Here is a 25737-nt window from a genome sequence, read left to right as displayed (position 1 = left end):
CGGAGTGAGCCGTTACGTTCGTTTCCACGGCAATGCTATCGTCATCGTCATGGCCTCTGCCCAAGGCGCATTTGCCTATGATAGGCCCGCAGCCCGAAGCAAGCTGTCTGGCCGAATGGGAATTGGCTTGGGACCAACAGGCAAATGATGAAGATCGCTGCTTCCAGTATGACGATACGGCGTCGTGGAACCGGCGCCGACGGGGACGTCATCGCCAGGCTTACAGCGGTGACGAAGAATGTGCGGTTGGACTGCGAATGCCGTTCTCGACTGGACGAAGCGCTGGACCGATTTGCGGCGTTGGAGCGTAGGCGCGCCAAACTCGGCAACCTTTCCAACGCCTGCGGCCAACGCCGGAAGATCGAAGCGATCCTGCTTTTCCTGCAGGACCTGGACGATTTGAAAGCGACGGAAGCGGACCACAGCGTATACAACGACATTGCGTTCCTATTTGAGGATATCGCAACCGCTGCCTTGGAAGGGGCCTGGGCGATGCGCCAACTCTGCTCACCGAACGACGCGTAATCCCGGCTTCTGATACGACACGTGGAGTTGGTTTCTGTAACCCAACGGATATCCTTGGAGCCGCGAGCCTGCCGTCGATGGCCGCTGCGGGATGGAACCTCCCGATACGCCGGACATAGTTCTCTGGGCCGCGGCGCAAAAGGTGCGTGGGTCGGCCGCAGCTTCTGCAAGGGTTTCTTCAACTGTAGCGATGCCATCACCTTCCGTGCAATCCGAACGTCCCTCATCCGCAGTTTGCGCCCGATGCGGCAAGCATTCAGTCGCGCTGGTCCTGGTCAAGCCCTACGCGTACTGGTGTCCGTCGTGCCTGGACTACGAGACGGCCGAGGCGCGCCCTGACCGAGAAAAGCCACGCTCGTCGCCCGATGACTCATGGTCTCCAACCCTAGGCGCCATCTGTTCCCCGGGCCCATAGTCGGCTCCAATTGAAATTGCTGTCGAGCGTAGCACTTCAGATACGGCAAGATGCTTCAGAAACGTTGGGCGGGCCGCGTCACAAGCCCACTAAATGGATCCCCCTCCCAAGCCCGAACATAACCGCTTTCCGAGAAAGTCGTGGCTCATTTCTTCGCCGTGTCGTCATTGCCCTGCAAGCTTGGGGAATAATCTTCTTTGCCGTTCAGAACGCGGAATAGCCCGCGCAGCATACCGAGGAAGGTGACGGCCCAAGCCGACAGGGCTATGTACAGGAACGTATGGGGCAAGGCCGACAGAAAGCCGAATTCCATGGCGCGATCCATCTGCCAGGTGCAGGCGGCATACATGCCGAGCGGGAATACAGCTCCCCAATACAATGGGTCATACTGGAACGGGAAACGCTCGTAGCCATAGCGCCAGATCCCCAGCAGAAGCAGCATAGGAATCCACCAGGTTCCGGTCGCCCAGTAGAAGACCGTAAAACCCTTCAGGAAGGGCAGCAGGGACATCAGGTACGGCGCGTGCGGCGCGTTCAGTATCAGCAAGGATCCGGCCAGCGTCGAAATCGCCATCGCACCCATGTTGATCCAATAGGGCGGCGCCAGATCGCCGGGCGAAAAGCGAAAGAACGCATAGCGGTAGAAGATCAGCGACATCATCCAGATGTAGAGCATGCCGCCCCACAGCCACATCGACAGGGCGACGAGGTTGAGCTCGAGCCGATAGGGTTGGTCAATGCGCGCGGCAAGCAGCGCACTGGATACAGATAGCGCCTGCGTGGCCACCACCGCCAGCAGCCAGCCGCCGTTGATACCCTTGTCGAGTGTGGGCTTCTCGCGCTTGACGGTGAAAGCCGTGAAGATCGTGTAGGTCAGGCAGACCCACAGAACAACGGCCAACACCCACAAGGCCGCGCCCGCTGCGATGTTTTCACGCAGGATCATGAACTGGCTGGCCAGGATGCCGGTGCCGGCCACCGTCGTGAAATAACCCGGTCCGGTAAGATGAGCGACCATGTCGCCGAAGAACCGCCGCGGATAGCGCCAGGCCCGCAAGGCGTACAATACGCATAGCACGGCATATTGCCCGATATTGAGATAGAACAGGCCGAGAGCAATAGTGTAGTGCTCCATCATGAAGGCCGCCAGCGAGACGATGCCGGTGGCCATGACCAGTCCGAAATAGGCGGGCGACATTGCGGCAAGACCCGAACAAAATTCCCCCGCCTTCCGGGGTCGGCCGCCGGCTGTCATGGCTTCCTCGCCCGTTGTGGCCCCGCCGCGCCCGGTATTGCCCTCCCCGCCGGGGCATGTCGGAAATGAGTTGCAAGTGCCCGTTTGGACAAAGCGCGCCGCCTCCACAAACTATGCGACCAGCATGGGCAGACCGGAGAACCCGCTTGCCGGATAGATGGCGATCGTTGGTTGCCGACCGGGTACCAGCGTGAACTTGCGGGTCCGCTTCAGCAGTTCCTCCATAACGACGCGCAGCTCGAGCCGCGCCAACTGAGCACCCGGGCAGACATGGATGCCCCTGCCATAGAGAAGGTTCTGCGCCGGGTCGCGATCGAGGCGAAAATCGTCCGGGTCGCCGAAGATCGCCTCGTCGCGGTTCGCCGACGCCCACATAAGCGTGACCCGCTCGCCAGCGGCGATCTTGCGCCCTCCGATTTCCACCGGCCTCGTCGCCACCCGCCGGTTGGAGATGAGCGGTGCATGCATCCGCAATATCTCGTCGATCGCTGCGGGCAGCTGATGCGGACCTTCCCGAAGCCGCCGCTGAAGCTGCGGGTTCTCCGCAAGGTAATGGCCCAGGATCCCGACGCAAGCAGTGATGGTGCCCAGTTCGCCAACGGTCCAGTTGCGCAGGATGCTGACGATCTCCTCGTGGTTTAGCGGTCTGTCGTTCACCCTTTCCCGCAGCAGATCCGAGGTGATGTCTTCCGGCGCTGCCGCGCCAGCCTCGCGCCGCGCCGCCAGCAGCTGGTTGATATAGCCGTCGAACTCGAGCGCGATAGCCGCCATCGCGCTGGTGTCCCTGGCCAAGGTGGCCTCATGGTTTTTCTGAACCCACTGAAGCAGCGGTTGATGCAGGCTGTCCGGCCAGCCGAGAAAGGCACACTGAATTTGTACCGCGAAGCGCTGGGCAAGCTGCGTGACAAGGTCGATCTCCACGCCTCTTTCCAGGCTGGACACGAGATCGACCGAAATCGCACGGCAAAGCGGCTCGAAGGCTTCGACGCGCTCAGGTTCGAAATGGCGCTCGATCAGCCGCCGGTATGCTGTATGCCGGGGCGGATCCATGCCGCTCGGAACGGATAGGTGGCGGGAGACCTCGCTGCTGAACGTCCGGTGATCGTCCAACGCACGCACCACGTCCTCATGCCCGAACAGCGACCATCCCAGATAATCGCTATATGCAACCGGGCAGCGGCTGCGCATCTTGTCATAGGCCGCGATCTGGTCGGAAAGGACCGTATCGGATCTGGAATCCCAATCCGGTTGCGGCTTGTCTGGCATCAGCCTCATGCCTCCTGGCAACATCCCGATGCCGCGGCGGCGGCCATGGAACTTTCAGCCCCCCGTTAGCCCGACATGCACAGGAGAACTTTGCGCAAGCTCAAACATCGGCATTGCCGATGCGTCTATCTTGCGATGAACGTTGCGGGACCCCGCATCGGATCCTCTTCCGACTCCCCGTCTATCGGATCGCCGCTGCGATCATTGGTAGGCTGTCGCCTCTACTCGGGGGAATGCCTCTATGAGCCTCAAGTGCGAGCAACCAGGTAGCCAGGCTATATGTGCTGCGGCCTCACAAAGGCCGATCTGACGCAGCCCGTGATCCCGCGGCGGCAAGACCACGCTCCAGATCGGCAAGGAGATCGGCCTCGGCCTCAAGTCCAACTGAGAGGCGCAGCAATCCGTCAGCTATGCCTGCCGACTGACGCGCTTCCGCTCCCATGCTGGCGTGGGTCATGGTTGCCGGATGTGCCACGAGGCTTTCGACACCGCCGAGCGACTCGGCGAGCGTGAATATCCTTACGGTCTCCACAAAGCGACGCACGGCCTCCAAGCCGCCGACGAGTTCGAAACTGAGCATCGCGCCAAAGCCGTCCTGCTGGGCCTTCGCCCGGGCATGACCGGGATGAGTCGGAAGCCCAGGATAATGCACCGTGCTCACTGCCTCGCTCTTTTCGAGGAAGCCAGCGATCGCGGCTGCGTTCGCCTGCTGGCGCTCGATGCGCGGAAACAGCGTCCGCAGGCCGCGCAGCGTCAGATAGGCATCGAATGGCGAGCCGGTCACTCCGGTGAGGTTGGCCCACGCGCGAAGCTGCTCCGCGTCATCGGCGGCACCGCAGACGACTGCGCCGCCCACGATGTCGGAATGACCATTCAGGTATTTCGTGGTGGAGTGGATGACGAAGTCCGCGCCCAACCGGAGCGGTCGCTGGAGCGCAGGCGAGAGAAACGTGTTGTCGACGGCCACTTTCGCACCGACAGCCTTCGCCTGCCGCGCGATCTCACCAATGTCGACGACGCGCATCAACGGGTTGGACGGCGTCTCCATAAGGACCAGAGAGGGCCTGCGGGAGAGAGCCTTGGCCAGCGCCGCAGCGTCGGACTGATTTACGAACACGACATCGAAATGCCCCTTGTCGCGTCGTGCCGAAAGCAGTTTGTACGTGCCACCATAGCAATCATGGGGCGCGACCACCAGATCGTCACGACCGGCAAGCGACAGAACGAGATCAACCGCCGCCATGCCCGAAGACGTGATGACCGCGCCGATGCCGCCCTCGAGCTTGGCCAGCGTGTCGGCGAGAACGTCCCGGCCAGGATTGGCGGTGCGGCTGTACTCGTAGCCGCGGTGCTTCTCGAAGCCGGAAAAGGCAAAGGTGCTGCTGAGATAGAGCGGCGGTGTCACCGCTCCATAGTTCGCATCCGAAGCGATGCCGTTAGCTGCCGCAACGGTCTGGGGATCTCGCTCTCGCATTCTTCTGTCCACCCCCTTCTAGCATCCCTTGGTGCTCCCCTTGGCCAGCGGCAACTTTTGGCGGTTATGTTGGACAATGACAAACGAATGATATTGCTAGCTTAGCGTAAAAATTTTGTACTTAATGGGACAGAAAATAACTGTTCCCGGGTAGTGACAAAGAGCGTCTGAAAGATCTCGTCACGGCGCCTGCCCGTCTCGCCGGGCGCAACCAAAGTTGTTGGGTTGCGTTTCGTCATTCACTCGTTATCAATATGGTCGGAAGACGTGGGAAGCAATTGTCACGTTGAGGGAGGCAGCCGTGCTCCGATCTGCGATCGTGTCGTTTCTGGTTGCTGGATTTTCATCCTTGGCGGCTAGCCTCCGAGGAGTATCCGAGCTAGGCGCGGCCCTCTGGCACCCAATTCGCCCAACATCCTCCAGCCGCACCTGCGATGTCTTTCAGGAGGCGCTGCTTTGCTCGAGGCTCGTCAAACGCGGCCGATCCCTCCTGCCTGCAATCGGCATTGACGGCGGGCCCGTGTCATTTCCGTTCGAGCGCCCAACGCACGGCCATCGGTCGACCGCGGCAGCGGAGCACGTCTTCAATGGCCTATCGTGGGTGCGTCACGTCGCAACGTCCAGGAAGGGTGCGGTGACCGACCGAATTGTCCGTGGCGGGAGGAGCACCGAGCGCTAGCATGCCGCAAACCCGGAGCCTCGCTGTATTGCTCGTCAGCACGTGGGCCTTCACGGTCTGCTTCGCCGTCTGGATGATGTTCGGCGTGACCGGAATCCCGATCCGCGAGGAACTCGGGCTCGACGCCACGCAATTTGGGCTTCTTACGGCGACCCCGGTTCTGACCGGCGCGCTCTTCCGCCTGCCGCTCGGCATCTGGACCGACCGCTTCGGCGGGCGGCTCATCATGCTCATCCTGCTGGTCGGCTGCGCTGTTCCATTGTGGCTGTCCTCCTATGCAACCGCGCTCTGGCAGTTACTATTGCTCGGCCTTGCGCTTGGTCTCGTCGGCGCTTCCTTTTCCGTAGGCACGCCCTATGTGGCGCGCTTCTTCCCGAAGGAGCGCCGCGGCTTCGCCATGGGCTTCTTTGGCGCCGGCACCATCGGCGCGGCCCTCAACATGTTCGTGGCACCCGTCTTGATCGATAGCTATGGGTGGCAGGCGGTGCCAAGGACCTATGCCGTTTGCCTCCTCGCGACCGCAGCGGTTTTCTGGGTCTTCTCGGCGCCCGACCCTGGCGCTGGCAAAGCTGCCTTTTCAATATTCCAACAACTGGCGGTGCTGCGCGATCCTCGTGTCTGGAAATACTGCCAGTATTACTCGATCGTGTTCGGAGGGTTCACGGCGCTTTCGGTGTGGATGCCTCAGTATTTCCGCAGCGAGTATGGCTTCTCCATCGCCCAGGCCTCGCTGCTCGCCGCGAGCTTCTCGCTGCCAGGCGGAGCCTTCAGGGCGCTGGGGGGCTGGCTAGCCGATCGCTTCGGAGCCCATGCCGTCACCTGGTGGGTTCTGTGGCTTGCCTGGATTTGCCTGTTTCTGCTGTCCTATCCGAGAACGCAGCTGACCGTGTTCACCGTCAGGGGGCCGGTGAGTTTTGCGATCTGGCTTGTTCCATGGCTGTTCACGCCTCTGCTGTTCGGGCTCGGCATCGCCTTCGCCTGCGGCATGGCCTCGACCTTCAAATACATCGGCGACGATTTCCCTGACTCGATAGGCGCGGTGTCGGGCATCGTCGGCATGGCAGGCGGCCTTGGGGGCTTCCTGCTTCCAATCATGTTCGGCGCCATCCTCGACCTGCTTGGAGTCAACTCGAGCTGCTTCATGCTCCTTTACGGGATCGTCTGGGTATCGTTGATCCTGATCTACATGACCGAGGTGCGGCGCGCCCCGGTCATGGGCGAAGATGCCGCTCAACCAGATCCTGCGCAAACCTGACACGAGGAACAGCCATATGAGCCACTTCCTGGAACGTCTCACCTACCTCAGCCGACCCCGTGAACCCTTCGCGGACGGCCATGGCGAGCTGCGCGACGAAGACCGGATGTGGGAGGAAGGCTACCGGCAGCGCTGGCAGCACGACAAGATCGTGCGCTCCACCCACGGCGTGAACTGCACCGGCTCCTGTTCATGGAAGATCTACGTCAAGAGCGGCGTGGTCACCTGGGAGACGCAGCAGACGGACTATCCGCGCACGCGGCCCGGCATGCCGAACCACGAGCCGCGCGGCTGCTCGCGCGGAGCTTCCTACAGCTGGTATCTCTACAGCGCGAGCCGCATCAAGTATCCGATGGTGCGCGGCCGCCTCGTGAGCGCCTGGCGCGAGGCACGCAAGACGCTCGGACCCGTCGAGGCGTGGGCCTCGATCGTCGGCGATGACAAGGTCGCAAAGTCCTACAAGGCGATGCGCGGGCGCGGCGGCTTCGTGCGCTCGACCTGGGCGGAAGCGGCCGAGATCATCGCCGCCGCCAACGTCCATACGATCAAGACCTGGGGACCGGACCGCGTCGTCGGCTTCTCGCCGATCCCCGCGATGTCGATGGTGTCCTACGCGTCGGGCGCACGCTATTTGAGCCTGATCGGCGGCACGCTGCTGTCCTTCTACGACTGGTATTGCGACCTGCCGCCGTCCTCCCCGCAGACCTGGGGCGAGCAGACGGACGTACCGGAATCGGCCGACTGGTACAATTCCGCCTACATCATCGCCTGGGGCTCCAACGTGCCGCAGACGCGCACGCCCGACGCGCATTTCTTCGTCGAGGCGCGCTACAACGGCACCAGGGTGGTGGCCGTCACGCCCGACTATTCCGAAGTGGCAAAGCTGTCGGACCTGTGGCTGCATCCCAAGCAGGGCACGGACGCCGCGCTCGCCATGGCGATGGGCCACGTCGTCCTGAAAGAATTCTTCCTCGATCGCAAGACACCGTACTTCGAGGACTATTGCCGCCGCCTGACCGACATGCCGATGCTGGTCCGGCTGAGGAAGGACGGCGACCGCTTCGTGCCGGACCGCTATGTCCGCCAGAGCGACCTCGCCAGCGGGCCGAAGTCACGTCGCAAGAAATCCGACCGCGCCGCCTGGAAGACGGTGGCGTTTGCCGAGGAGAGCGGCGACATCGTGGTGCCGCAGGGCTCCATCGGCTACCGCTGGCCAGCGGACGACGAGGAAAAGGGCCGCTGGAACCTCGAGGAGAAGGACGGCGAGACGGGAGCCGAGGTGCGGCTGGGCCTGAGCGCGATCGACAGGCGCGACGATGTGGTTGCGGTCGCCTTCCCGTATTTCGGCGGCATGCCGCATCCGCATTTCTCCGGCAACGACCAGGGCGGCGATGTGCTCGTCCGCAACGTGCCGGTGCGGCGCGTCAAGCTCGCCGACGGAGAGGCCCAAGTCACGACTGTCTTCGACCTGCTCTGCGCCAACTACGGACTCGACCGCGGCCTTGGCGGGAACTGCGCCAAGAGCTTCGACGACAATGTGCCCTATACGCCGGCCTGGCAGGAGAAGATCACCGGCGTTTCGGCCGCGCACGCAGTCGACGTGGCGCGCGGCTTCGCCGCCAATGCCGAGAAGACCAAGGGCCGCTCGATGGTCATCATCGGGGCGGGCATGAACCACTGGTACCACCAGGACATGGGATACCGCTCGATCATCAACATGCTGATGATGTGCGGCACGGTGGGCGTGTCCGGTGGCGGCTGGGCGCACTATGTCGGGCAGGAGAAGCTCAGGCCGCAGACCGGCTGGACCATGCTCGCCTTCGCGCTCGACTGGGTGCGGCCGCCGCGGCACATGAACGGCACCTCCTTCTTCTACGCGCATTCCGACCAGTGGCGTTACGAGAAGCTCGACGTGGCCGAGTTGCTGTCGCCGCTCGCCGATCCGGCGCCCTATCGCGGCAGCATGATCGACCTCAATGTCAAGGCCGAGCGCATGGGCTGGCTGCCATCGGCCCCGCAGCTCAACGTGAACCCGCTGACGCTCGCAGCGGCGGCTGAGAAGGCAGGCATCGAGGCGAAGGACCATGTCGTCGCCGGCCTGAAATCCGGCAAGATCGCCATGGCCTGCGAGGATCCGGACAATCCGGTCAACTTCCCGCGCAACCTGTTCATCTGGCGCTCCAACCTGTTCGGCTCGTCCGGGAAGGGACACGAATACTTCCTGCGCCATTTCCTCGGCACGCGGCATGGCCTGCAGGGCAAGGACCTCGGCGAGGAAGGCCGCGAAAAGCCAACCGAGGTCGAGTGGCACGAGGCGGCGCCAGAAGGCAAGCTCGACCTGGTGGTGACGCTCGACTTCCGCATGTCGACGAGCTGCCTCTATTCCGACATCGTGCTGCCGACGGCCACCTGGTACGAGAAGAACGACCTCAACACCTCCGACATGCACCCGTTCATCCACCCGCTCTCGGCCGCGGTGGATCCGGTGTGGGAGGCGAAGAGCGACTGGGAGACCTACAAGGCGATCGCCAAGCGCTTCTCAGAACTGGCCGAAGGCCATCTCGGCATCGAACGCGACGTGGTGCTCACCCCAATCCAGCACGATACCCCGGCCGAGCTTGCCCAGCCCTTCGAGGTGCAGGACTGGAAGAAGGGCGAATGCGAGCTGGTCCCCGGCATCACGGCGCCGCAGATCGCCGTGGTCGAGCGGGACTATCCCAACACGTACCGCCGCTTCACCGCGCTTGGGCCCCTCGCCGACAAGCTCGGCAACGGCGGCAAGGGCATTTCGTGGAACACCGAGGCCGAGGTCAAAGGGCTCGGCGCGCTCAACCATCGCGTCAACGACGGCGGGCCGACCGATGGGCGGCCGCGCATCGACACCGACATCGATGCGGCCGAAACCGTCATGTATCTCGCGCCCGAGACCAACGGCGAGGTGGCGGTGAAGGCCTGGGAGGCGCTCGGCAGAGTCACCGGGCGCGACCACGCCCACCTTGCCGAGACGCGCGAGGACGAGAAGATCCGCTTCCGCGATATCCAGGCGCAGCCGCGCAAGATCATTTCCTCGCCGACCTGGTCCGGCATCGAGAGCGAGCATGTCTCCTACACGGCTGGCTACACGAACGTGAACGAGCTGATCCCGTGGCGTACCATCAGCGGCCGCCAGCAATTTTACCAGGACCATCGCTGGTTCCGCGACTTCGGCGAGGGTTTTGCCGTCTACCGCCCGCCCATCGACACGCGAACAGCCGCCGCCATGCTCGGCAAGAAGGCGAACGGCGAGAAGGAGATCGTGCTCAACTTCATCACCCCGCACCAGAAATGGGGCATCCACTCCACCTATACCGACAACCTGATCATGCTGACGCTGTCGCGCGGCGGGCCGATCGTGTGGCTTTCGGAGACGGATGCCAAGAAAGCCGGCATTGTCGACAACGATTGGATCGAACTGTTCAACGTGAACGGTGCGATCGCCGCGCGCGCCGTGGTCAGCCAGCGCGTGCAGGAAGGCATGTGCATGATGTACCACGCGCAGGAGAAGATCGTGAACGTGCCGGGTTCCCAGATCACCGGCCAGCGCGGCGGCATCCACAATTCGGTGACGCGCACGGTGCTGAAGCCGACCCATATGGTCGGCGGCTACGCGCAGCTTTCCTATGGCTTCAACTACTACGGCACGGTCGGTTCAAATCGCGACGAGTTCGTGGTCGTGCGCAAGCTCGTCAAGGTCGAATGGCTCGACCATTCCAATCCCGTCGATCCGGTTGCCGAGGAGACCGCGTCATGAAGATCCGCGCACAGATCGCGATGGTGCTGAACCTCGACAAATGCATCGGCTGCCACACCTGCTCCGTTACCTGCAAGCAGGTGTGGACCTCGCGCCAAGGCATGGAATACGCCTGGTTCAACAATGTCGAGACAAAGCCCGGCATCGGCTATCCCAAGGATTGGGAGAACCAGGAACGCTGGAACGGCGGCTGGAAGCGGAAGAAGAACGGGAAGATCGTGCCGAAGCAGGGCGGCAGGCTGGCCGTGCTGGCGAAGATCTTCGCCAATCCGAACATGCCGGAGATCGACGACTATTACGAGCCTTTCACCTTCGACTACGAACATCTGCAGAAGGCACCCGAGCTCCCGACCGCACCGGTCGCCCGGCCCTTGTCGCTGATCACCGGCCGGCCGATGGAGAAGATCGAATGGGGGCCGAACTGGGAGGAGATCCTCGGCGGCGAGTTCGACAAGCGCTCGCAGGACTACAATTTCGAGGCGGTGCAGAAGGACATCTACGGCCAGTTCGAGAACACCTTCATGATGTACCTGCCGCGCCTGTGCGAGCACTGCCTCAACCCGAGCTGCGTCGCCTCCTGCCCCTCCGGCTCGATCTACAAGCGCGAGGAGGACGGCATCGTCCTCATCGACCAGGACAAGTGCCGCGGCTGGCGCATGTGCGTGTCCGGTTGTCCCTATAAGAAGATCTATTACAACTGGACCTCGGGAAAGGCGGAGAAGTGCATCTTCTGCTATCCGCGCATCGAGGCCGGCCAGCCGACCGTCTGCTCGGAGACCTGCGTCGGCCGCATCCGCTATCTCGGCGTGCTCCTCTACGACGCCGACGGCATCGAGCGCGCGGCCTCCGTGGAGGATGAGCAGGACCTCTACGAGGCGCAGCTCAAGCTCTTTCTCGATCCGAACGATCCGGCGGTCGTCGAGCAGGCCCGTGCCGACGGCATCGCCGACAATTGGATCGAGGCGGCAAGGCGCTCGCCCGCCTATAAGATGGCGGTGGACTGGAAGATCGCCTTTCCGCTGCATCCCGAATACCGCACGCTGCCCATGGTCTGGTACGTGCCGCCGCTTTCTCCCATCCAGTCGCATGCCAATGCCGGCGCGATCGAGACGGTGGGAGAGATTCCGGACGTGCGCTCGCTGCGCATCCCGGTGCGCTACCTTGCCAACCTGCTCACCGCTGGCGCCGAGGCGCCGGTCGTCGCGGCGCTGGAGCGGATGCTGGCCATGCGCATCTACTTCCGCCAGCGCCAGCTCGGCGAGGGCGACGGCGCCGCCGTGCTGGCGCAGGCCGGGCTCAGCATGGCGCAGGTCGAGGACATGCACCGCTATCTCGCCATCGCCAACTACGAGGACCGCTTCGTCATCCCGACCAGCCACCGCGAGGACGCCGAGGACGCATACGGGCTGAAGGGCTCCTGCGGCTTCACCTTTGGCAATGGCTGCGATTTCGGGCCGCCGCATTCGACGCTTTTCGGCGGCAAGATGGGTCGCCGCAAGCTCAATCCCGTGCGACCGCTCGATACGTGAGGGTGGTCCCATGTTGATCTTCAAGGCCTTCAGCGCGCTTTTGTCCTATCCGAGCGAAGAGATGCGCCAGGCGCTGCCCGAGATCGCCGAGGTCGTGTGCACCTCGCCGATAGTGGCCGCCCGCGAGCGGGATGCCCTCCTCGCCCTGATCGACGAGATCGGACGAGGCAGCCTGCTCGCCACTGAGGAGCGCTATGTCGACCTGTTCGACCGCGGCCGGGCTCTGTCCCTGCATCTGTTCGAGCACCTGCACGGCGACGGCCGCGACCGGGGTGCCGCCATGGTGGAGTTGAAGGCCCTCTATGGCGCCGCCGGCTTCGAGCTCACCGCCTCGGAACTGCCCGACTATCTGCCTGTCGTGCTGGAGTATCTGAGCCTGCGCGACATGGCGGAAGCGCGCGAACTGCTGGCCGACTGCGCGGCCATCCTCGCTTCGATCAGCCGTTCGTTGCTCGCCCGGCAAAGCCGATATGCCGCTGTCATCCAGGCGCTGCTGGTCATCGCCGGCGAGAAGCCGGTCGACGCGGCCAAGGTGAAGCCGGTCCGCGAGCAGACGCAAACGCTTGACAGCGACTGGGCCGAGAGGCCCGCCTTTGCCGATGCCGCCCCGCCCGGCGGCTCCACGGTTTGAGAAGGAAGGAGGCTCTTCATGCTCGCCAATTCCTACGTCAACACGCTGCTCTTCGGCGTCTATCCCTATATCTGTCTCGTGGTGCTCCTGATCGGCAGCCTGATCCGCTTCGACCGCGAGCCCTATACATGGAAGAGCGATTCCTCGCAGATGCTGCGCCAGCGCGAGCTCAAGCTTGGCTCCAACTTCTTCCACTACGGCGTCATCACCGTCATCCTCGGCCATTTCGCCGGTTTTCTCGCCCCGCACTGGATGGTCGACTGGGCGCTGACGCCGGTGGCGCACCAGCTTCTTGCCATGGTGGTGGGCGGCATCGCCGGCTTCGTCGCCATCGTCGGATTGACGATCCTGATTCACCGTCGGCTGGCCGATCCGCGCATCCGGCTGAACAGCCGCAAATGGGACATCGCCATCACCTTCATGCTGTGGTTGCAGCTTGCGCTCGGCCTGCTCACGGTGCCGCTGTCGGCCTTCCATATGGACGGAGGCCTGTTCGAGACGCTGACAAGCTACGTGAAAGGCATCGTGACGCTCGACGGCGGGGCTGCCGCGCTCATGGTTGACGTGCCGCTCACCTACAAGCTGCACATACTGCTCGGCTTCACGCTGTTCCTGGTTTCGCCGTTCACCCGCATGATTCATATCTGGAGCGGGGCTGGGGCGCTTTCCTATCTGTTCAGGCCCTATCAGATCGTGCGCACGCCCAAGACCCGCGCCCAGGAGCCGACCAGGCCATGATCCTGTCGGTGAATGGCATCGCCGTGGCGGTCGAAGCCGACCGCCCCGCCGAGTTGGCCGCAGCGCGGGAGCTTCTGCGCCAGCGCGCGGTTGCGGTCGGTCTGCTCGATCCGTCCGTTGAAGACGAGGCGGCTGTCGAGTCCGCGATCGAGGCGCTGCTGGAAAAGGAGGTGGTGATGCCGGCTCCCACCGAGGCCGAGTGTCGCCGCTACTACGAGCAGAACCCGGCCGAATTCGAGAGCGGCGACCTCGTCCATGCGCGGCACATCCTGTTCCAGGTGACACCGCATGTGAACGTGCCGCAGATGCGGGCCCGCGCCGAGCAGGCCCTGAACACATTGCTTGCCGAGCCGGACCGCTTCGCCACGACGGCGGCGGAGCTTTCCAACTGTCCTTCGGGCCAGCAGGGCGGCAATCTCGGCCAGGTCGGGCGCGGCGACATAGTGCCGGAATTCGAAAAGGCTCTCTTCAAGTTCGGAGCCTCGGGAATTCTGCGCGAACTCGTCAGGACGCGTTACGGCTTTCACATCGTGGCCGTGGACCAGCGCATCCCTGGCCAAAAGCTTCCGTTCGAAGCCGTCCAGGAGCGGATCGCCGAACGGCTTCGGTCGCGAGTGGAGGAAAGGGCGCTGCGCCAGTATGTCAGCATCCTGGCCGGACAGGCGGAGGTCGATGGCGTTCACCTGGAAGCGAGCCCGTCGCCTTTGGTGCAGTAGGTTCGGCCTTCTGCGTCGAAATGGGGAAATGCTTCGCACTGAGCAAGTCTGCGCTTGGGCCTGCTGACCAGGCTAGGTTCCTCTGATGTTGCTGAAGCTACGGAAGAAGCGAGGGCGGGTGAGACATGCTTGGGGATCTGATCGCTGCAATGGACCAGCCGGAGGTGGTTGCCGATGTCCTGTCGACCCTCGACCCGGAACTCGCGGTAAAGATTGCCGAACGCGCGGCCCAGACGTCGATGTCCGTGGCTGACTTTTCAGCCGGCGCCGTGCGGGCGTTTCTCGACGAAGCTTACGATGATCTTTGGTTCCAGTTACTGACAGTGATCCGGAAATCGGAAGATCCCGGTCTTTCGGCTGTCCAAACGATCTTGAGATGGGTCGTAGACGTGTAGATATCGTCTTACTCCGGTGGTCGGCCCGTTCCTCGGTACGCGAGCCGATGGCGAATGTTCTGGCGGCGGCCGACCCTTCGGTGACCGACGGCAGGGTTGCGACACTTTCCGCCTCTCGCTCGCGAGCTTGCATGCGGGCCTTCGGTTCCCTGACGCAGGAGAGTGCGTACAGGCGCCAGAATTGGTCGCTTTGACCTTCGTCAAGTTTGCAGCCTGCGACGCTTTCGGACAGACGGCCGATACCCGTCCATTCGCATCGGAACTTTGAATGGACGCAGGGGCATCTGCTCTCCGAAGGGAGTGCTTACTCATCCGGCGCTGACCCCGAACATCGTCCCGACTGCGGCGGTGACGCCCATCGCGAGCGCGCCCCAGAGGGTTACGCGCGCAGCCCCGCGCACCACGCCTGCTCCTCCGGCGGTGGCACTCAAGCCGCCCAGGATGGCCAATGCGACGATCGTAGATGCCGCGACGATGACGCTTGTCTCGTTCGCAGGCGCTACGAGCGCGACAAGCACCGGCACGACCGCTCCTGATGCGAAGGTAAGGGCCGAGACCAGCGCCGCCTGCACTGGGCGGGCGGCGACCGTCTCGGAAATGCCTAGTTCGTCACGCGCATGGGTCCCAAAGCATCGCGCTCGGTCAGCTGGATCGCAACCCGCTCCGCTAGCTCGCGATCGAGGCCCCTATTGATGTAAATCTGCGTCAGTTCTTCCAGATCCGCCTCCAGCGTTTCGGCGAGTTCCCGTTTCTCGCGCGCAAGGTCGGCGTTCTCGGCATCCGTCTGGGAACTGACCGAGACATACTCCCCGGCAGCCATCGACATCGCGCCCGCCAAAAGTCCGGCCAATCCCGCGATCAGGATCTCGGTCGATCCCGATCCGGCTGCGGCGACGCCGACCACCAGGCTCGACGTGGAAACGATCCCGTCGTTGGCACCAAGTACCGCAGCGCGGAGCCAGCCGATCCGGTGGACCATGTGAATTTCGGAATGCGAGAGACGGCTCATGCCTGGTTTCCTTGCAAAGGGTTCGTATTGGTCCCGGACGCAGGTAGTTCCGGTGCCCACGCCTCAGCCGGAGCGACGCGAAGCGCGCGGAGCGCGTTGAGGATGACAGCGACATCGATCACCTCCTGGATAAGCGCGCCTTGCACGGGTGTGAGGTAACCCAGCGCGGCCGCAACCATTCCCAGCACGGACAAGCCGATACCAGCGACCACACTTTCGAGCGCGATGCGCCGCGCGCTGCGGGCGATTTCGATGCCAGGTCCCAGCCTGTCCACGCGATCGACGAGCAAGACGACGTCGGCAGCCTCCGCGGAGGCGGCCGCGCCGCGGGCCCCCATAGCGACACCCACGTCGGCAGCAGCAAGTGCGGGCGCGTCGTTCACGCCGTCGCCTACCATCATGACCGGTCCGTGCTTGCGTTCGGTGAGCACAAGCAGCACCTTCTGGTCGGGCGTGAGACCAGCGCGAATGCCGTCGAGCCCCAGGCCTTGGCTCACCCGCTCCGCGACCTCCTGACGGTCGCCCGTCGCCAACAGGATCCGTTCGACTCCCTGGTCGCGCAACCCCGACAGCATGCGGTGCGTCCCCTCGCGAAGCGGGTCGGCCATGACCAGATGTCCCGCAAGCCGCCCGTCGATGCCCACGGCGACCAATACCGAACCGGCGGCAAGCGCCGGATGCTCCGCTTCCGCGCCGCCGACGTGGCCGACGACGAAGCGATGTTCGCCGACGACCACCGAGCGGTCCTGCACCTGTCCCGTCAGACCTTCGCCGGGGGTCTCCGTCACCTGCATGGGCACGGGAAGCGAAAGGCCGCGCGCCTTGGCCGCCGCGACGATGGCCTGCGCGACCGGGTGCTTCGTGGCCTGGTCGAGCGCCGCCGCCAGGCGAAGGATTTCGCCGGAGGCCATTACGTCATGGCTGTCGATCGAGACGATCTGCGGCCGTCCGTCAGTCAATGTGCCCGTCTTGTCCAGGACGAGGGTCCGCGTCCGAGCCATCGCTTCGAGCGGGCCCGCTCCCTTGATCAGCACCCCGAAATGCGCCGCACGTGAAAGGCCCGCCACCAGTGCTACCGGAACAGCGAGGATCAGCGGGCATGGCGTGGCGACGACAAGGACGGCGACCGCACGGATAGGGTCTGCGGTGAACCACCAGGCGGCGAAGGCGAGACAGACGGTGGCGGCGAGAAAACCTAACGACCAGCGGTCGGCCAGCCGCGACATCGGAGCCTTTGACCTTTGCGCCTCCTCCACTAGCCGGACTATACCGGCGTAAGTGCTGTCTTTCGCCGGACGCGCGGCGACGAGGTCGAAGGCCTCGCTTGCGTTGGTGGAACCGCTCATCGCGTCGCCGCCATTGTCGACGCGGACCGGAAGCGATTCGCCTGTCAGCGCGGAGGTGTCGAGGAAGGCAGAAGCGGACGCCACTTTGCCGTCGACCGGGACGACGTCGCCCTGGCGGATGAGAAGGCAGTCGCCCGGCACGATATCGTCGAGCGGAACCTCCTCCAGTCCCCCATCGCGATGCCGTGTTGCGCTTCGCGGCACGCGGGCAAGCAAGTCCCACATCTCCCGACGCGCACGTCCTTCCGCGAAGCTTTCGAGGAAGGTGCCACCGGAATACATGACAGCGACGACCGCCGCGGCCAGCATCTCACCAAAGACCAGGGCAGCGGACATTGACAGCGCCGCCACGATGTCGAGGCCTACTTCGCCTCGCCACAGGCTGCGCAGGATTTCCACAAGCAGAGCCGCAAGGACAGGGACCACGCTGGCGAACCAGATGATCTGCGCGAGGTCGCCCCGGGCCGTGAAGTAGAAGACGAGGCCTAGGCCGAGGCCGCTTATAGCGACCAGCAGCAAGGCTGTTTTCAGCCTGTCTCCGTTCGGATGCTCCATTCCTCTCAGGCCCCTTCCGCCAGAAACAACATCTATTCGCCCCCGAACAAGCGGCCGATCCGGCAGGAGCGGATGCTATCCACTTCATCGCGAAGCAGGAGCAACGCATCGAGCCTCAGCCGGAGGACGAGTTCGCCGCCCCTGTCAGGGCCGAGCACCATCAACGCGGTCGCCCAGGCGTCGGCCTGCGCGCAGGTGGGACGCGAGCACCGTGACCGACGCCGGAGGTTTCATAAGCGGCGCGCCGCGGGTCGGATCCATGGTGCGGGACAAACGCCGGCCCTGCACCTCGACCCAATGGCGGTAGTCGCCGGATGTGGCGACTAGACGCAGGCGGACTACCGGGTTGTCGAGCCGGGCTTTGGTGCGCGCCAGTCTCTGCCATTGCGGCAAGGCACCAGTCCGCGATCCGCGCAGCATCGGGCGTCAGTTCCTGCGTCACCCCGTCGGTGAACTCAAGGAATGCTGGAAGGTTCAGTCCGTTCACCCCCACCAGTACCGGAATGCCACGACCTATTGCATCCGCTATCGATCCGGCCATTCCCTTGCCTTCTGATTCCTGCTTGCCGAACTTGTTGACCACTAAGAGTTTTGGCATTCTCAAGCGCGCTCGCCACCCACAGCACCGATTGCTCCAGCGCCCCGGCAGCCAGCCGACAGCCGCGCGCATCAGCGCCCTCATTCAGCGTCGACGATCGACTTAGAGTGGTTTGAAGGTCAGTTTCTGCCGCTCGTGTCGCCAGACGCTGCCGACCGGGTTGTGGCGGTCCCACTACGGAGAATCTGGTGCATTCACCATCTCTTAACTCTCTGCTTCTTCGAATAGGGCGGTCGACAGATAGCGCTCGGCGAAGGAGGGGATGATCACCACGAGATTCTTGCCCGCATTTTCAGCCCGCGCGCCGATAACGGATGCCGCCTTCAGGGCCGCGCCCGAGGAGATGCCGACTGGCACGCCCTCCAGTCGCGCGACGAGGCGCGCATTGGCCATGGCATCCTCGTTCGAAACCGGGATCACCTCGTCATAAATCGATGTGTCGAGGGTCTTCGGCGCGAAACCCGCGCCGAGACCCTGAATCTTGTGCGGACCAGGCTGGCCGCCCGAAAGCACTGCCGACGCATCCGGCTCCACCGCTACGACACGCACCGAAGGCTTGCGCTGCTTCAGCACCTGACCGACACCGGTGACGGTGCCTCCGGTGCCGACACCTGCGACAAGGATGTCGACCTGCCCTTGCGTGTCGTTCCAGATTTCCTCTGCGGTGGTGCGCCGATGAATCTCCGGATTGGCCGGATTCTCGAACTGCTGCGGAATGACTGCGTCCGGCAGCGTCGCTGCAAGTTCGTTGGCCTTGGCAATGGCGCCCTTTATGCCCTTTGCACCATCCGTCAGCACCAGTTCGGCCCCCAGCAGCACAGGCATCTTGCGGCGCTCAACCGACATGGTTTCAGGCATGGTGAGGATGAGCCTGTAGCCCTTGGCGGCGGCCGCGAAAGCGAGCGCGATGCCGGTGTTGCCCGAGGTCGGCTCAATCAGAGTGGTCTTGCCCGGAGTGATACGGCCGACCGCCTCCAGCGCCTCGATCATGGCAACGCCAATGCGGTCTTTCACCGAAGCGATCGGGTTGAAGAATTCCAGCTTCGCCATGAGGTTGGCGACTATGCCATTTTCCTTCGCGAACTTGTCGAGGCGCACCAGCGGCGTGTCGCCGATCGTCTCGGTGATCGAATTGTAGATGCGGCCTCGTCCGGGCGCGCGCGTGGTGACGGGTTTGTTCATCAATGTGCTCTATCCGACATCGCAAATTTCAAAGGCTTTGGGCCGGACATTGCGCCATGCGCGTGGCTGGCATTCAACAACGTCGGCGCAGACGAGGACCACAAACTCGGTACGTCTTGAATAGCATTCGTTTATGCGGGGCGCAGACGATGGTTCTTTGCGCTGGCGCAAACTGCATCGAATTCACGCCCACCCTGTTGCCCGGAATGGCGATCTCACAAAATCAAAAAGGAGACCGCGCCGCCGCGGAGACGCCCTGCATGCGTTCGTGCACAAAATCTTGCTCGGCGATGCACATCATCGGTCAGCGAGGCCTGATTGCCAGCATTAAGGCCACCTCATAGTCCAACCGCCCGCTCATTCGAGCTCTGCGGCGTTCCTAAAAGCCCTCGCGTGGTCGCCGAGTTCTCAAGGGCCAATAGGGCGTCGGTCGAAACGATCCAGCATCGCCGCCTCATCGCGGCGGATGCCTGGAAGGTAAGTCACGAGTCACCCACCCTCGATAACGATCTCTCGGCCGCATAACCGGAGAAGCGGTTATGCTCGAGCACTCCCCGATATGGGCAGCAAGTTGGTCACTACTTGCGCGGTCTAACTGCATGTCGATCGGATGAGGACTGTTCGGGTGATGGCGCTATGCAGAAACGGCTGCGCTGAAGTTTCAGTTATATGCTCCCAAAAGGCGATGCCGATGCACTTTCCGGCGAGACAGCGGTAACAGGAAAAACTGGCATCGAGTTGCAGGTGGCGCAGAGCCGCTAATGCGGATTATGGCAAGGTTTCGCATTCACTACCCTACGGAATTCCCAGGGCGTGACCGCGAAACTGCGTCGAAACATTCGGCTCAGATGCGAGGAATCGCAAAACCCGCTATCAATGGCGATGGCAGCGATCGATTTGTCTGTGTTTTCGAGAAGGTGACGCGCGAGCGCAAGCCGAAGTTCCGTGAATGCGGCAAGAGGGGACCTGCCAAGCGCTTCTCGGAAGCGGCGCTCGAGACGACGCTTGCCAACACTAAGCTGGCGCGCGATCTGAGCGATGGAAAGGGGCACGTCCAGGCACTGCTGCATCAGTAGCAACGCTTTGTGCACGATCGGATCGCTCGTCTGAAAATCGAGCGCGAAGCCCGGCTGAGGCGTCTCTCCTTCCTCGGCCTCGGGAATCATCATGATATGCAGGCTTTTGGTCGCCTCCGCCTTGCCGATATGCCTTTCGACCAGAAACGCCGCCAGATGAGCCGTACTCGCACCGCCAGAACAGGTGAGACGGTCTCGGTCGACCACGAAGATCTGGTCCGACACCGGCTTCAGCCCATCGAAGCGAGACAGGAAGTCCTCATGATGGAACCAGCTCACGCAACCGCGGTAGCCCTTCATCAATCCGGCGCGATAAAGCACGAACGTCCCGGTGCACAGTCCGACAAGGGGCACTTGGGCTGCGGCGGCCTTGCGCAGGAAGGCATCGATCTGGCCGTCGTCGCGCTCCATTTCCTCTATCAGGCCGCCGACCACGACGATGTAATCGAACCGGGCCGGATCACCGAACGTTTCTTGCGGCTGAAGAGTAACGCCGCTGCTCGACGGGATCGGCCTCATGTCGGGGGCGATGACGCTCCATTTGCATCGCATAGGCCGACTGCGGTCTCCCTCGTCAGCGGCAAGGCGCAACACATCTACGAAATTCGCAAAGGCGCACAGGGTGAAGCGGCGGGAGAGCACGATACCGACGGTTAGACGAATACTGGACTCTCGATCTGAATCCCGTCGCACGCGAAGCGGATGAACTGTCCCCATCGGATCGTCTCAATTTTACCGGATCAATGTCGCATTCGTTCTTTCCAAGCTGAGTGCGAAAGTCAATACTTCGCGCAAATCGCGAGACAAGTGGTGCCGCCGATCCAATGATGGGAGGGCACGCGGATGCCACCGTCAGGGGGGAACGGGTCGCATGGACAGAATAGACATCCCGCGCCGTCTGTTTGTTTTCTATCTTGTGCCCGACTTCACGATGCTCGCTTTTTCCTCGGCGATCGAGGTCTTGCGGTTGGCTAATGCCGCAGTGGGAGGCAGTGTCTACTCATGGCGACTGGTCTCCACCGATGGCAGCAAGGTCAGGGCGAGTTGCGGCCTTGCGCTCGATGTCGACAGTTCGATCGCTGCTGAGCGTCGGCATCTATCCAGTGCGCAAAGGCCATTCATGGCGCTGGTTTGCGGCGGACTTCATATCGAGGAGCATGCCGACAAGGCTGCGGAGGCATGGTTGCGTGAATGCAGGCAACGGGGCGTTGCCGTCGCCAGTCTGTGCAATGGTGCGCATGTCCTCGCCCGTGCCGGGTTGCTCAAGGACCGACGGTGCACCATTCACTGGGAAAACTATCCCGGCTTTGCCGAGCGGTTTCGAACCACGTCGGTGAGCATGGGGCTGTACGATGTCGACGGTGGTGTCCACACCTGCGCCGGTGGCACGGCGTCAATCGACATGATGCTCGATGTCGTCGGGCATGATTGCGGGGAGGCTGTGGTCGCGTCGATTTGCGAGCAAGCACTGGTTGATCGCGTACGCCAACCGACGGATCGCCAGCGCCGCCCCTTCGTAGCGCGGATGGGATGGATCAACCCAGCGGTGGCCAAAGTCATTGAGACGATGGAGGATAATCTGAGCGAGCCAATCGATATGGGTCGGTTGGCCGAGAGAGTGAGACTTTCCCGGCGGCAGGTGGAGCGGCTGTTCCACAGCGAAATGGATTGTTCTCCCGCTCGCTATTATATGAAACTGCGCCTGGAACGCGCCAGGCTTTTGCTGCTGCAAACGGCAATGCCTGTCGTCGAGGTAGCCGTCGCGTGCGGCTTTGTATCGGCCTCGCATTTCTCCAAATGCTTTCGCGAGATGTATGCCTGTTCACCGCAGGCGAAACGGAGCCTGCAACTGGTGACGACCGCACCTTGGCTAGATGAGAGCGTGCCCAACGCGCGCGGCACGAGACATTACGGCAGCATGCTGGAAAGAGCGGCTTAGGAACAAGAGAGGTCGGGGTCCGGCAGGGCGATGGTTCATGTGCCCGATCGAGAATGTTGGTAGGGGCTGACTGCGGGCGCGGTGTCGCCGACAGCTTTCATTTTGCACCGCTTGGGGAGGACTAATAGGATGAAATATCTGCTTGCCACTACGTGTCTCGTGTTCGGGCTTGGCGCCATGGGCGCTACCGCCTCAGCGGCCGAATGCGGGGATGTCACCATAGCCAACATGAACTGGCAGTCGGCCGAGGTGTTGGCCAATATCGACAAGATCATCCTCAACAAAGGATACGGGTGTAATGCCGATCTCGTCACAGGCGACACGGTGCCGACGCTCACTTCCATGACCGAAAAGGGACAACCGGACGTCGCGCCTGAGGGCTGGGTGGATCTCCTGCCGGATGTCGTGCATCGCGGCATTGCGGACAAGAAACTTGTCTCGACCGTCGAGGCGCTGTCGGACGGAGCGGTCCAGGGATGGTGGATTCCCAAATACGTTGCCGACGCACATCCCGACATCAAGACGATCGCCGACGCGCTCAAGCATCCCGAATTATTCCCAGCTCCCGAAGATTCGTCCAAGGGCGCCGTCTTCAACGGACCGCAGGGCTGGGGTGGAACACGGGTGACCGCTCAATATTTCAAGGCCTATGAAGCCGAAAAACACGGCTTCGTGCTGGTCGATACCGGCTCCGCCGCCGGCCTAGACGGTTCGATCGCCAAGGCCTACGAGCGCAAGCAGGGCTGGGTTGGCTATTACTGGGCGCCCACGGCCATCCTGGGCAAATACGAGATGGTCAAGCTGGATTACGGCGTGCCCTATGACGGGGCGGAATGGAAGCGCTGCAATACTGTGGCGGACTGCCCAGACCCGAAGCCGAACGAGTGGCCGAAGGATCACGTCGAAACTCTGGTGACGACCGGCTTCGCCGACCGGGCCGGGCCCGCGATGGATTACTTCAAGAAGCGCTCCTGGACGAACGACACGGTCAACAAGCTGCTTTCGTGGATGACCGACAACCAGGCCACCGGCGAGCAGGGCGCCAAGCATTTCCTCAAGGAACAGCCTGAAATCTGGACCAAGTGGGTGCCCGAGGACGTGGCGGAGAAGATCAAGAAGGCCGTCGAATAGCTGCTACCGGCTTGATCGACCTTCTCAGGAAGCGGCGGACTTCTCGCCGCTTCCTTTCCCTTTTCCTTTCCGGCCTTTGCTTGCAGGCGCGGCGATGCTGACATCCAAGTCGCTCAGCGCCTGCAGTTCCCAAGCGGATCGGCAACCGTGAACAGCCAAACAGATGAAGAGCGATGGACTGGCTTCTTAGCTTCCCGCATCTCAACGACGATCTCCTGCGCAACCTGAAGAAGAGCATCGATGAAGGCTTCCGCGCCTTCACGCGCGCCTCTGGCGACTCCATCGAAGCCTTCTTCGACCCATTGCGGTATTTCCTCATCCACTCCGAGCGGATCATGACCAGCACGCCATGGCCGGTCATTCTGTTGGCGGTCGCGGCAATCGCCTGGTTGGCCTCGCGCAGTTGGAAGATCGTTGTCGGTTCCGTCGTCACGCTACTGGCGATCGGCCTATTCGACATGTGGGATGATACCATGAAGACCATCTCCATGATCTTCGTGTGCACGGTCCTCTCGATCGTGATCGGCATTCCGATCGGGATCGCCATGTCCCGCTCTGATCGGTTGCAGAACACGATCAACCCGATCCTCGATATCATGCAAACAATGCCGAGCTTCGTCTATCTGATCCCGGTGGTCATGCTGCTCGGCATCGGCAAGGTACCGGGACTCATCGCCGTGGTCATCTACGCCATCCCGCCGATGATCCGGCTGACCAATCTCGGCATCAGGCTGGTCGACAGGGACGTTCTGGAAGCAGCGGACGCCTACGGCTCTTCCAATTGGCAGAAGCTCAAGAACGTGCAAATGCCGCTCGCCCTGCCCACTATCATGGCGGGCGTCAACCAGACCATCATGATGGCCCTGGCCATGGTAGTCATCGCCTCCATGATCGGCGTGCAGGGGCTCGGCCAGCCGGTGCTCAAGGCGATCAACAACCAATATTTCACGCTCGGTGTATTCAACGGTCTCGCCATCGTCGGCATAGCCATCATCTTCGACCGTATCAGCCAAGCATATGGAAAGCGGCTGCAACGCCACCTGCAGGTGATCCATGGCTGAAGGCACCGTGATCGAAGTCCGCTCGCTCTACAAGATCTTTGGCCAGAAACCGGCTGCTGATGCTGCCGTTAAGTTGATCCGGGAAGGAGTCAGCAAGACGGAACTGAACGCCAGGTACGGCCTCGTGCTTGGTCTCAAGGACATCAATCTCACGATGCCCGGCGGATCGATCCAGGTCATCATGGGACTGTCGGGGTCCGGCAAGTCGACCCTAATCCGCCACATCAACCGTCTTATTGATCCCACCGCAGGAGAGATTCTGGTCGGCGGCACCGACGTCGTGCGAATGAACGAAAGGGACCTCCGTGAATTCCGCCGCCACAAGACAGCGATGGTGTTTCAGAAATTCGCCCTGCTGCCGCATCGCACCGTACTGGACAACACCGTTTACGGGTTGGAAGTTCGCGGCCTTCCCCGGGCCCGGCAGGTGGAGGAGGCCATGCGCTGGATCGAGCGGGTTGGACTTAAGGGCTTCGAGAACCGCTATCCCAACCAACTTTCGGGCGGCATGCAGCAGCGCGTGGGACTCGCCCGCGCGCTTACCAACGATGCACCGATCCTGCTCATGGACGAAGCCTTCTCCGCCCTCGACCCGCTGATCCGGATGGACATGCAGACCGTGTTGCTCGATCTGCAAAAGGAAATTCGCAAAACCATCGTCTTCATCACCCATGATCTCGATGAGGCGCTCAGGCTTGGCGACCGCATCGCGATCCTGCGCGACGGCGAGATTATCCAGCAGGGTACGGGGCAGGAAATCGTGCTCGATCCGGCCGACGATTACATCGCAAAGTTCGTCAGGGAAGTGAACCGAGGTCGCGTCCTTATGGCCACTTCCGTGATGACGTCGTTCTCAGCAAGCAACGGCCCAGTGAGTTCCCTGGAAGGTCCGGCCATCGCCGAAAGCGCCACGCTCGAGGAGGCCTTGCGGCAGATGACAAACGCTGGCGCACGCACAGCTCACATCGTCGACGGTCAGAGTCGGCCGATCGGCGAACTGACCATGGACAAGGTCGTCGCTGCGGTCGTCACACCCGTAAGCACCAAGGCATGAAGCCGTACATCTCAAATTGGGCGGCCGGTCAGACAGGTCATCTTTTTTGAATGCCGCTCTCTTTAGACTGACAGGATCGTGTTTCTGTCCTGCACGTGATTCCGTGGTCATATCACCG

18 protein-coding genes and 3 pseudogenes are annotated in these 25737 nt (G+C 62.5%); 12 read left to right on the top strand and 9 right to left on the bottom strand.

Annotated elements, in window-relative coordinates; all coding sequences use genetic code 11:
• Nucleotides 1-144: 144 nt before the first annotated feature.
• On the top strand, nucleotides 145-525 hold the full coding sequence (locus AB4136_RS06490; RefSeq protein WP_441930677.1) for a hypothetical protein: 381 nt from the start codon (nucleotides 145-147) through the stop codon (nucleotides 523-525).
• A gap of 560 nt (nucleotides 526-1085) precedes the next feature.
• On the opposite strand, the gene AB4136_RS06485 is transcribed toward AB4136_RS06490, so the two are convergent.
• From AB4136_RS06485 to metB, 3 genes are all read right to left on the bottom strand, one after another.
• Nucleotides 1086-2195, bottom strand: a complete 1110-nt coding sequence (locus AB4136_RS06485) for a tellurite resistance/C4-dicarboxylate transporter family protein (protein ID WP_441930676.1) — start codon at nucleotides 2193-2195, stop codon at nucleotides 1086-1088.
• Between the two features lie 111 nt (nucleotides 2196-2306).
• The gene (locus AB4136_RS06480) at nucleotides 2307-3470 is read right to left on the bottom strand and encodes a cytochrome P450 (RefSeq protein WP_441930674.1); all 1164 of its coding nucleotides are present in this window, start codon (nucleotides 3468-3470) and stop codon (nucleotides 2307-2309) included.
• 283 nt (nucleotides 3471-3753) lie between these two features.
• Complete coding sequence (metB, locus tag AB4136_RS06475) at nucleotides 3754-4935, bottom strand: cystathionine gamma-synthase (protein WP_441930671.1); 1182 nt, start codon at nucleotides 4933-4935, stop codon at nucleotides 3754-3756.
• 680 nt (nucleotides 4936-5615) lie between these two features.
• Between metB and AB4136_RS06470 the strand changes: the two genes are divergently transcribed.
• From AB4136_RS06470 to AB4136_RS06440, 7 genes are all read left to right on the top strand, one after another.
• The gene (locus AB4136_RS06470; protein WP_441930669.1) at nucleotides 5616-6869 is read left to right on the top strand and encodes an MFS transporter; all 1254 of its coding nucleotides are present in this window, start codon (nucleotides 5616-5618) and stop codon (nucleotides 6867-6869) included.
• A gap of 16 nt (nucleotides 6870-6885) precedes the next feature.
• Nucleotides 6886-10659 carry a nitrate reductase subunit alpha gene (locus AB4136_RS06465; RefSeq protein ID WP_441930667.1) on the top strand — a complete coding sequence of 1258 codons (3774 nt, stop codon included), beginning with the start codon at nucleotides 6886-6888 and terminating at the stop codon, nucleotides 10657-10659.
• Nucleotides 10656-12188, top strand: a complete 1533-nt coding sequence (narH, locus tag AB4136_RS06460) for a nitrate reductase subunit beta (protein WP_441930665.1) — start codon at nucleotides 10656-10658, stop codon at nucleotides 12186-12188. The genes AB4136_RS06465 and narH overlap by 4 nt, the downstream gene beginning before the upstream one ends.
• Nucleotides 12189-12198: 10 nt before the next feature.
• On the top strand, nucleotides 12199-12819 hold the full coding sequence (gene narJ / locus AB4136_RS06455; protein WP_441930663.1) for a nitrate reductase molybdenum cofactor assembly chaperone: 621 nt from the start codon (nucleotides 12199-12201) through the stop codon (nucleotides 12817-12819).
• 18 nt (nucleotides 12820-12837) lie between these two features.
• Entirely contained in the window at nucleotides 12838-13557 is a 720-nt protein-coding gene (gene narI / locus AB4136_RS06450) for a respiratory nitrate reductase subunit gamma (protein WP_441930661.1), read from the top strand.
• Nucleotides 13554-14273 (top strand): peptidylprolyl isomerase, encoded by a 720-nt coding sequence (locus tag AB4136_RS06445; RefSeq protein ID WP_441930659.1) that lies wholly within the window; start codon nucleotides 13554-13556, stop codon nucleotides 14271-14273. The genes narI and AB4136_RS06445 overlap by 4 nt, the downstream gene beginning before the upstream one ends.
• 125 nt (nucleotides 14274-14398) lie before the next feature.
• Nucleotides 14399-14668 carry a hypothetical protein gene (locus AB4136_RS06440; RefSeq protein WP_441930657.1) on the top strand — a complete coding sequence of 90 codons (270 nt, stop codon included), beginning with the start codon at nucleotides 14399-14401 and terminating at the stop codon, nucleotides 14666-14668.
• Nucleotides 14669-14976: 308 nt separating this feature from the next.
• On the opposite strand, the pseudogene AB4136_RS06435 reads toward AB4136_RS06440, so the two are convergent.
• From AB4136_RS06435 to AB4136_RS06410, 6 genes and pseudogenes are all read right to left on the bottom strand, one after another.
• A pseudogene (locus AB4136_RS06435) lies at nucleotides 14977-15677 on the bottom strand (VIT1/CCC1 transporter family protein).
• Entirely contained in the window at nucleotides 15674-17578 is a 1905-nt protein-coding gene (locus tag AB4136_RS06430; RefSeq protein WP_441930655.1) for a heavy metal translocating P-type ATPase, read from the bottom strand. Before AB4136_RS06430 ends, AB4136_RS06435 begins: the two are co-directional and overlap by 4 nt.
• A 32-nt stretch (nucleotides 17579-17610) precedes the next feature.
• A pseudogene (locus AB4136_RS06425) lies at nucleotides 17611-17902 on the bottom strand (FAD:protein FMN transferase); the annotation flags it as partial.
• 85 nt (nucleotides 17903-17987) lie between these two features.
• Nucleotides 17988-18176, bottom strand: a pseudogene (locus AB4136_RS06420) (DUF2478 domain-containing protein); the annotation flags it as partial.
• Nucleotides 18177-18380: 204 nt separating this feature from the next.
• Nucleotides 18381-19358: a cysteine synthase A gene (gene cysK / locus AB4136_RS06415; RefSeq protein ID WP_441930654.1), complete on the bottom strand. Its 978-nt coding sequence runs from the start codon at nucleotides 19356-19358 to the stop codon at nucleotides 18381-18383.
• 758 nt (nucleotides 19359-20116) lie between these two features.
• Nucleotides 20117-21151: a GlxA family transcriptional regulator gene (locus AB4136_RS06410; protein ID WP_441930652.1), complete on the bottom strand. Its 1035-nt coding sequence runs from the start codon at nucleotides 21149-21151 to the stop codon at nucleotides 20117-20119.
• A 154-nt stretch (nucleotides 21152-21305) separates the two neighbouring features.
• On the opposite strand from AB4136_RS06410, the gene AB4136_RS06405 reads away from it, so the two are divergent.
• From AB4136_RS06405 to AB4136_RS06390, 4 genes are all read left to right on the top strand, one after another.
• Nucleotides 21306-22373: a GlxA family transcriptional regulator gene (locus tag AB4136_RS06405; RefSeq protein WP_441930650.1), complete on the top strand. Its 1068-nt coding sequence runs from the start codon at nucleotides 21306-21308 to the stop codon at nucleotides 22371-22373.
• Between the two features lie 129 nt (nucleotides 22374-22502).
• Complete coding sequence (locus AB4136_RS06400; RefSeq protein ID WP_441930648.1) at nucleotides 22503-23504, top strand: ABC transporter substrate-binding protein; 1002 nt, start codon at nucleotides 22503-22505, stop codon at nucleotides 23502-23504.
• 173 nt (nucleotides 23505-23677) lie between these two features.
• The gene (locus AB4136_RS06395; RefSeq protein ID WP_441930646.1) at nucleotides 23678-24565 is read left to right on the top strand and encodes an ABC transporter permease; all 888 of its coding nucleotides are present in this window, start codon (nucleotides 23678-23680) and stop codon (nucleotides 24563-24565) included.
• The gene (locus tag AB4136_RS06390; RefSeq protein WP_441930644.1) at nucleotides 24558-25619 is read left to right on the top strand and encodes a quaternary amine ABC transporter ATP-binding protein; all 1062 of its coding nucleotides are present in this window, start codon (nucleotides 24558-24560) and stop codon (nucleotides 25617-25619) included. The genes AB4136_RS06395 and AB4136_RS06390 overlap by 8 nt, the downstream gene beginning before the upstream one ends.
• The last annotated feature ends 118 nt before the right edge of the window (nucleotides 25620-25737 follow it).

This window comes from Mesorhizobium sp. 2RAF21 (assembly GCF_052115345.1).
Lineage (GTDB): Bacteria > Pseudomonadota > Alphaproteobacteria > Rhizobiales > Rhizobiaceae > Mesorhizobium > Mesorhizobium terrae.
This window is presented reverse-complemented; position numbering and strand designations above follow the sequence as displayed.

Coding starts and splice junctions, on each gene's coding strand:
- AB4136_RS06470 (WP_441930669.1), top strand. CDS start 5,616: ATGCCGCAAACCCGGAGCCTCGCTGTATTGCTCGTCAGCACGTGGGCC.
- AB4136_RS06395 (WP_441930646.1), top strand. CDS start 23,678: ATGGACTGGCTTCTTAGCTTCCCGCATCTCAACGACGATCTCCTGCGC.
- AB4136_RS06390 (WP_441930644.1), top strand. CDS start 24,558: ATGGCTGAAGGCACCGTGATCGAAGTCCGCTCGCTCTACAAGATCTTT.
- AB4136_RS06405 (WP_441930650.1), top strand. CDS start 21,306: ATGGACAGAATAGACATCCCGCGCCGTCTGTTTGTTTTCTATCTTGTG.
- AB4136_RS06440 (WP_441930657.1), top strand. CDS start 14,399: ATGCTTGGGGATCTGATCGCTGCAATGGACCAGCCGGAGGTGGTTGCC.
- AB4136_RS06480 (WP_441930674.1), bottom strand. CDS start 3,470: ATGAGGCTGATGCCAGACAAGCCGCAACCGGATTGGGATTCCAGATCC.
- AB4136_RS06445 (WP_441930659.1), top strand. CDS start 13,554: ATGATCCTGTCGGTGAATGGCATCGCCGTGGCGGTCGAAGCCGACCGC.
- narJ (WP_441930663.1), top strand. CDS start 12,199: ATGTTGATCTTCAAGGCCTTCAGCGCGCTTTTGTCCTATCCGAGCGAA.
- metB (WP_441930671.1), bottom strand. CDS start 4,935: ATGCGAGAGCGAGATCCCCAGACCGTTGCGGCAGCTAACGGCATCGCT.
- AB4136_RS06430 (WP_441930655.1), bottom strand. CDS start 17,578: ATGGAGCATCCGAACGGAGACAGGCTGAAAACAGCCTTGCTGCTGGTC.
- narI (WP_441930661.1), top strand. CDS start 12,838: ATGCTCGCCAATTCCTACGTCAACACGCTGCTCTTCGGCGTCTATCCC.
- narH (WP_441930665.1), top strand. CDS start 10,656: ATGAAGATCCGCGCACAGATCGCGATGGTGCTGAACCTCGACAAATGC.
- AB4136_RS06400 (WP_441930648.1), top strand. CDS start 22,503: ATGAAATATCTGCTTGCCACTACGTGTCTCGTGTTCGGGCTTGGCGCC.
- AB4136_RS06410 (WP_441930652.1), bottom strand. CDS start 21,151: ATGGGGACAGTTCATCCGCTTCGCGTGCGACGGGATTCAGATCGAGAG.
- cysK (WP_441930654.1), bottom strand. CDS start 19,358: ATGAACAAACCCGTCACCACGCGCGCGCCCGGACGAGGCCGCATCTAC.
- AB4136_RS06490 (WP_441930677.1), top strand. CDS start 145: ATGATGAAGATCGCTGCTTCCAGTATGACGATACGGCGTCGTGGAACC.
- AB4136_RS06485 (WP_441930676.1), bottom strand. CDS start 2,195: ATGACAGCCGGCGGCCGACCCCGGAAGGCGGGGGAATTTTGTTCGGGT.
- AB4136_RS06465 (WP_441930667.1), top strand. CDS start 6,886: ATGAGCCACTTCCTGGAACGTCTCACCTACCTCAGCCGACCCCGTGAA.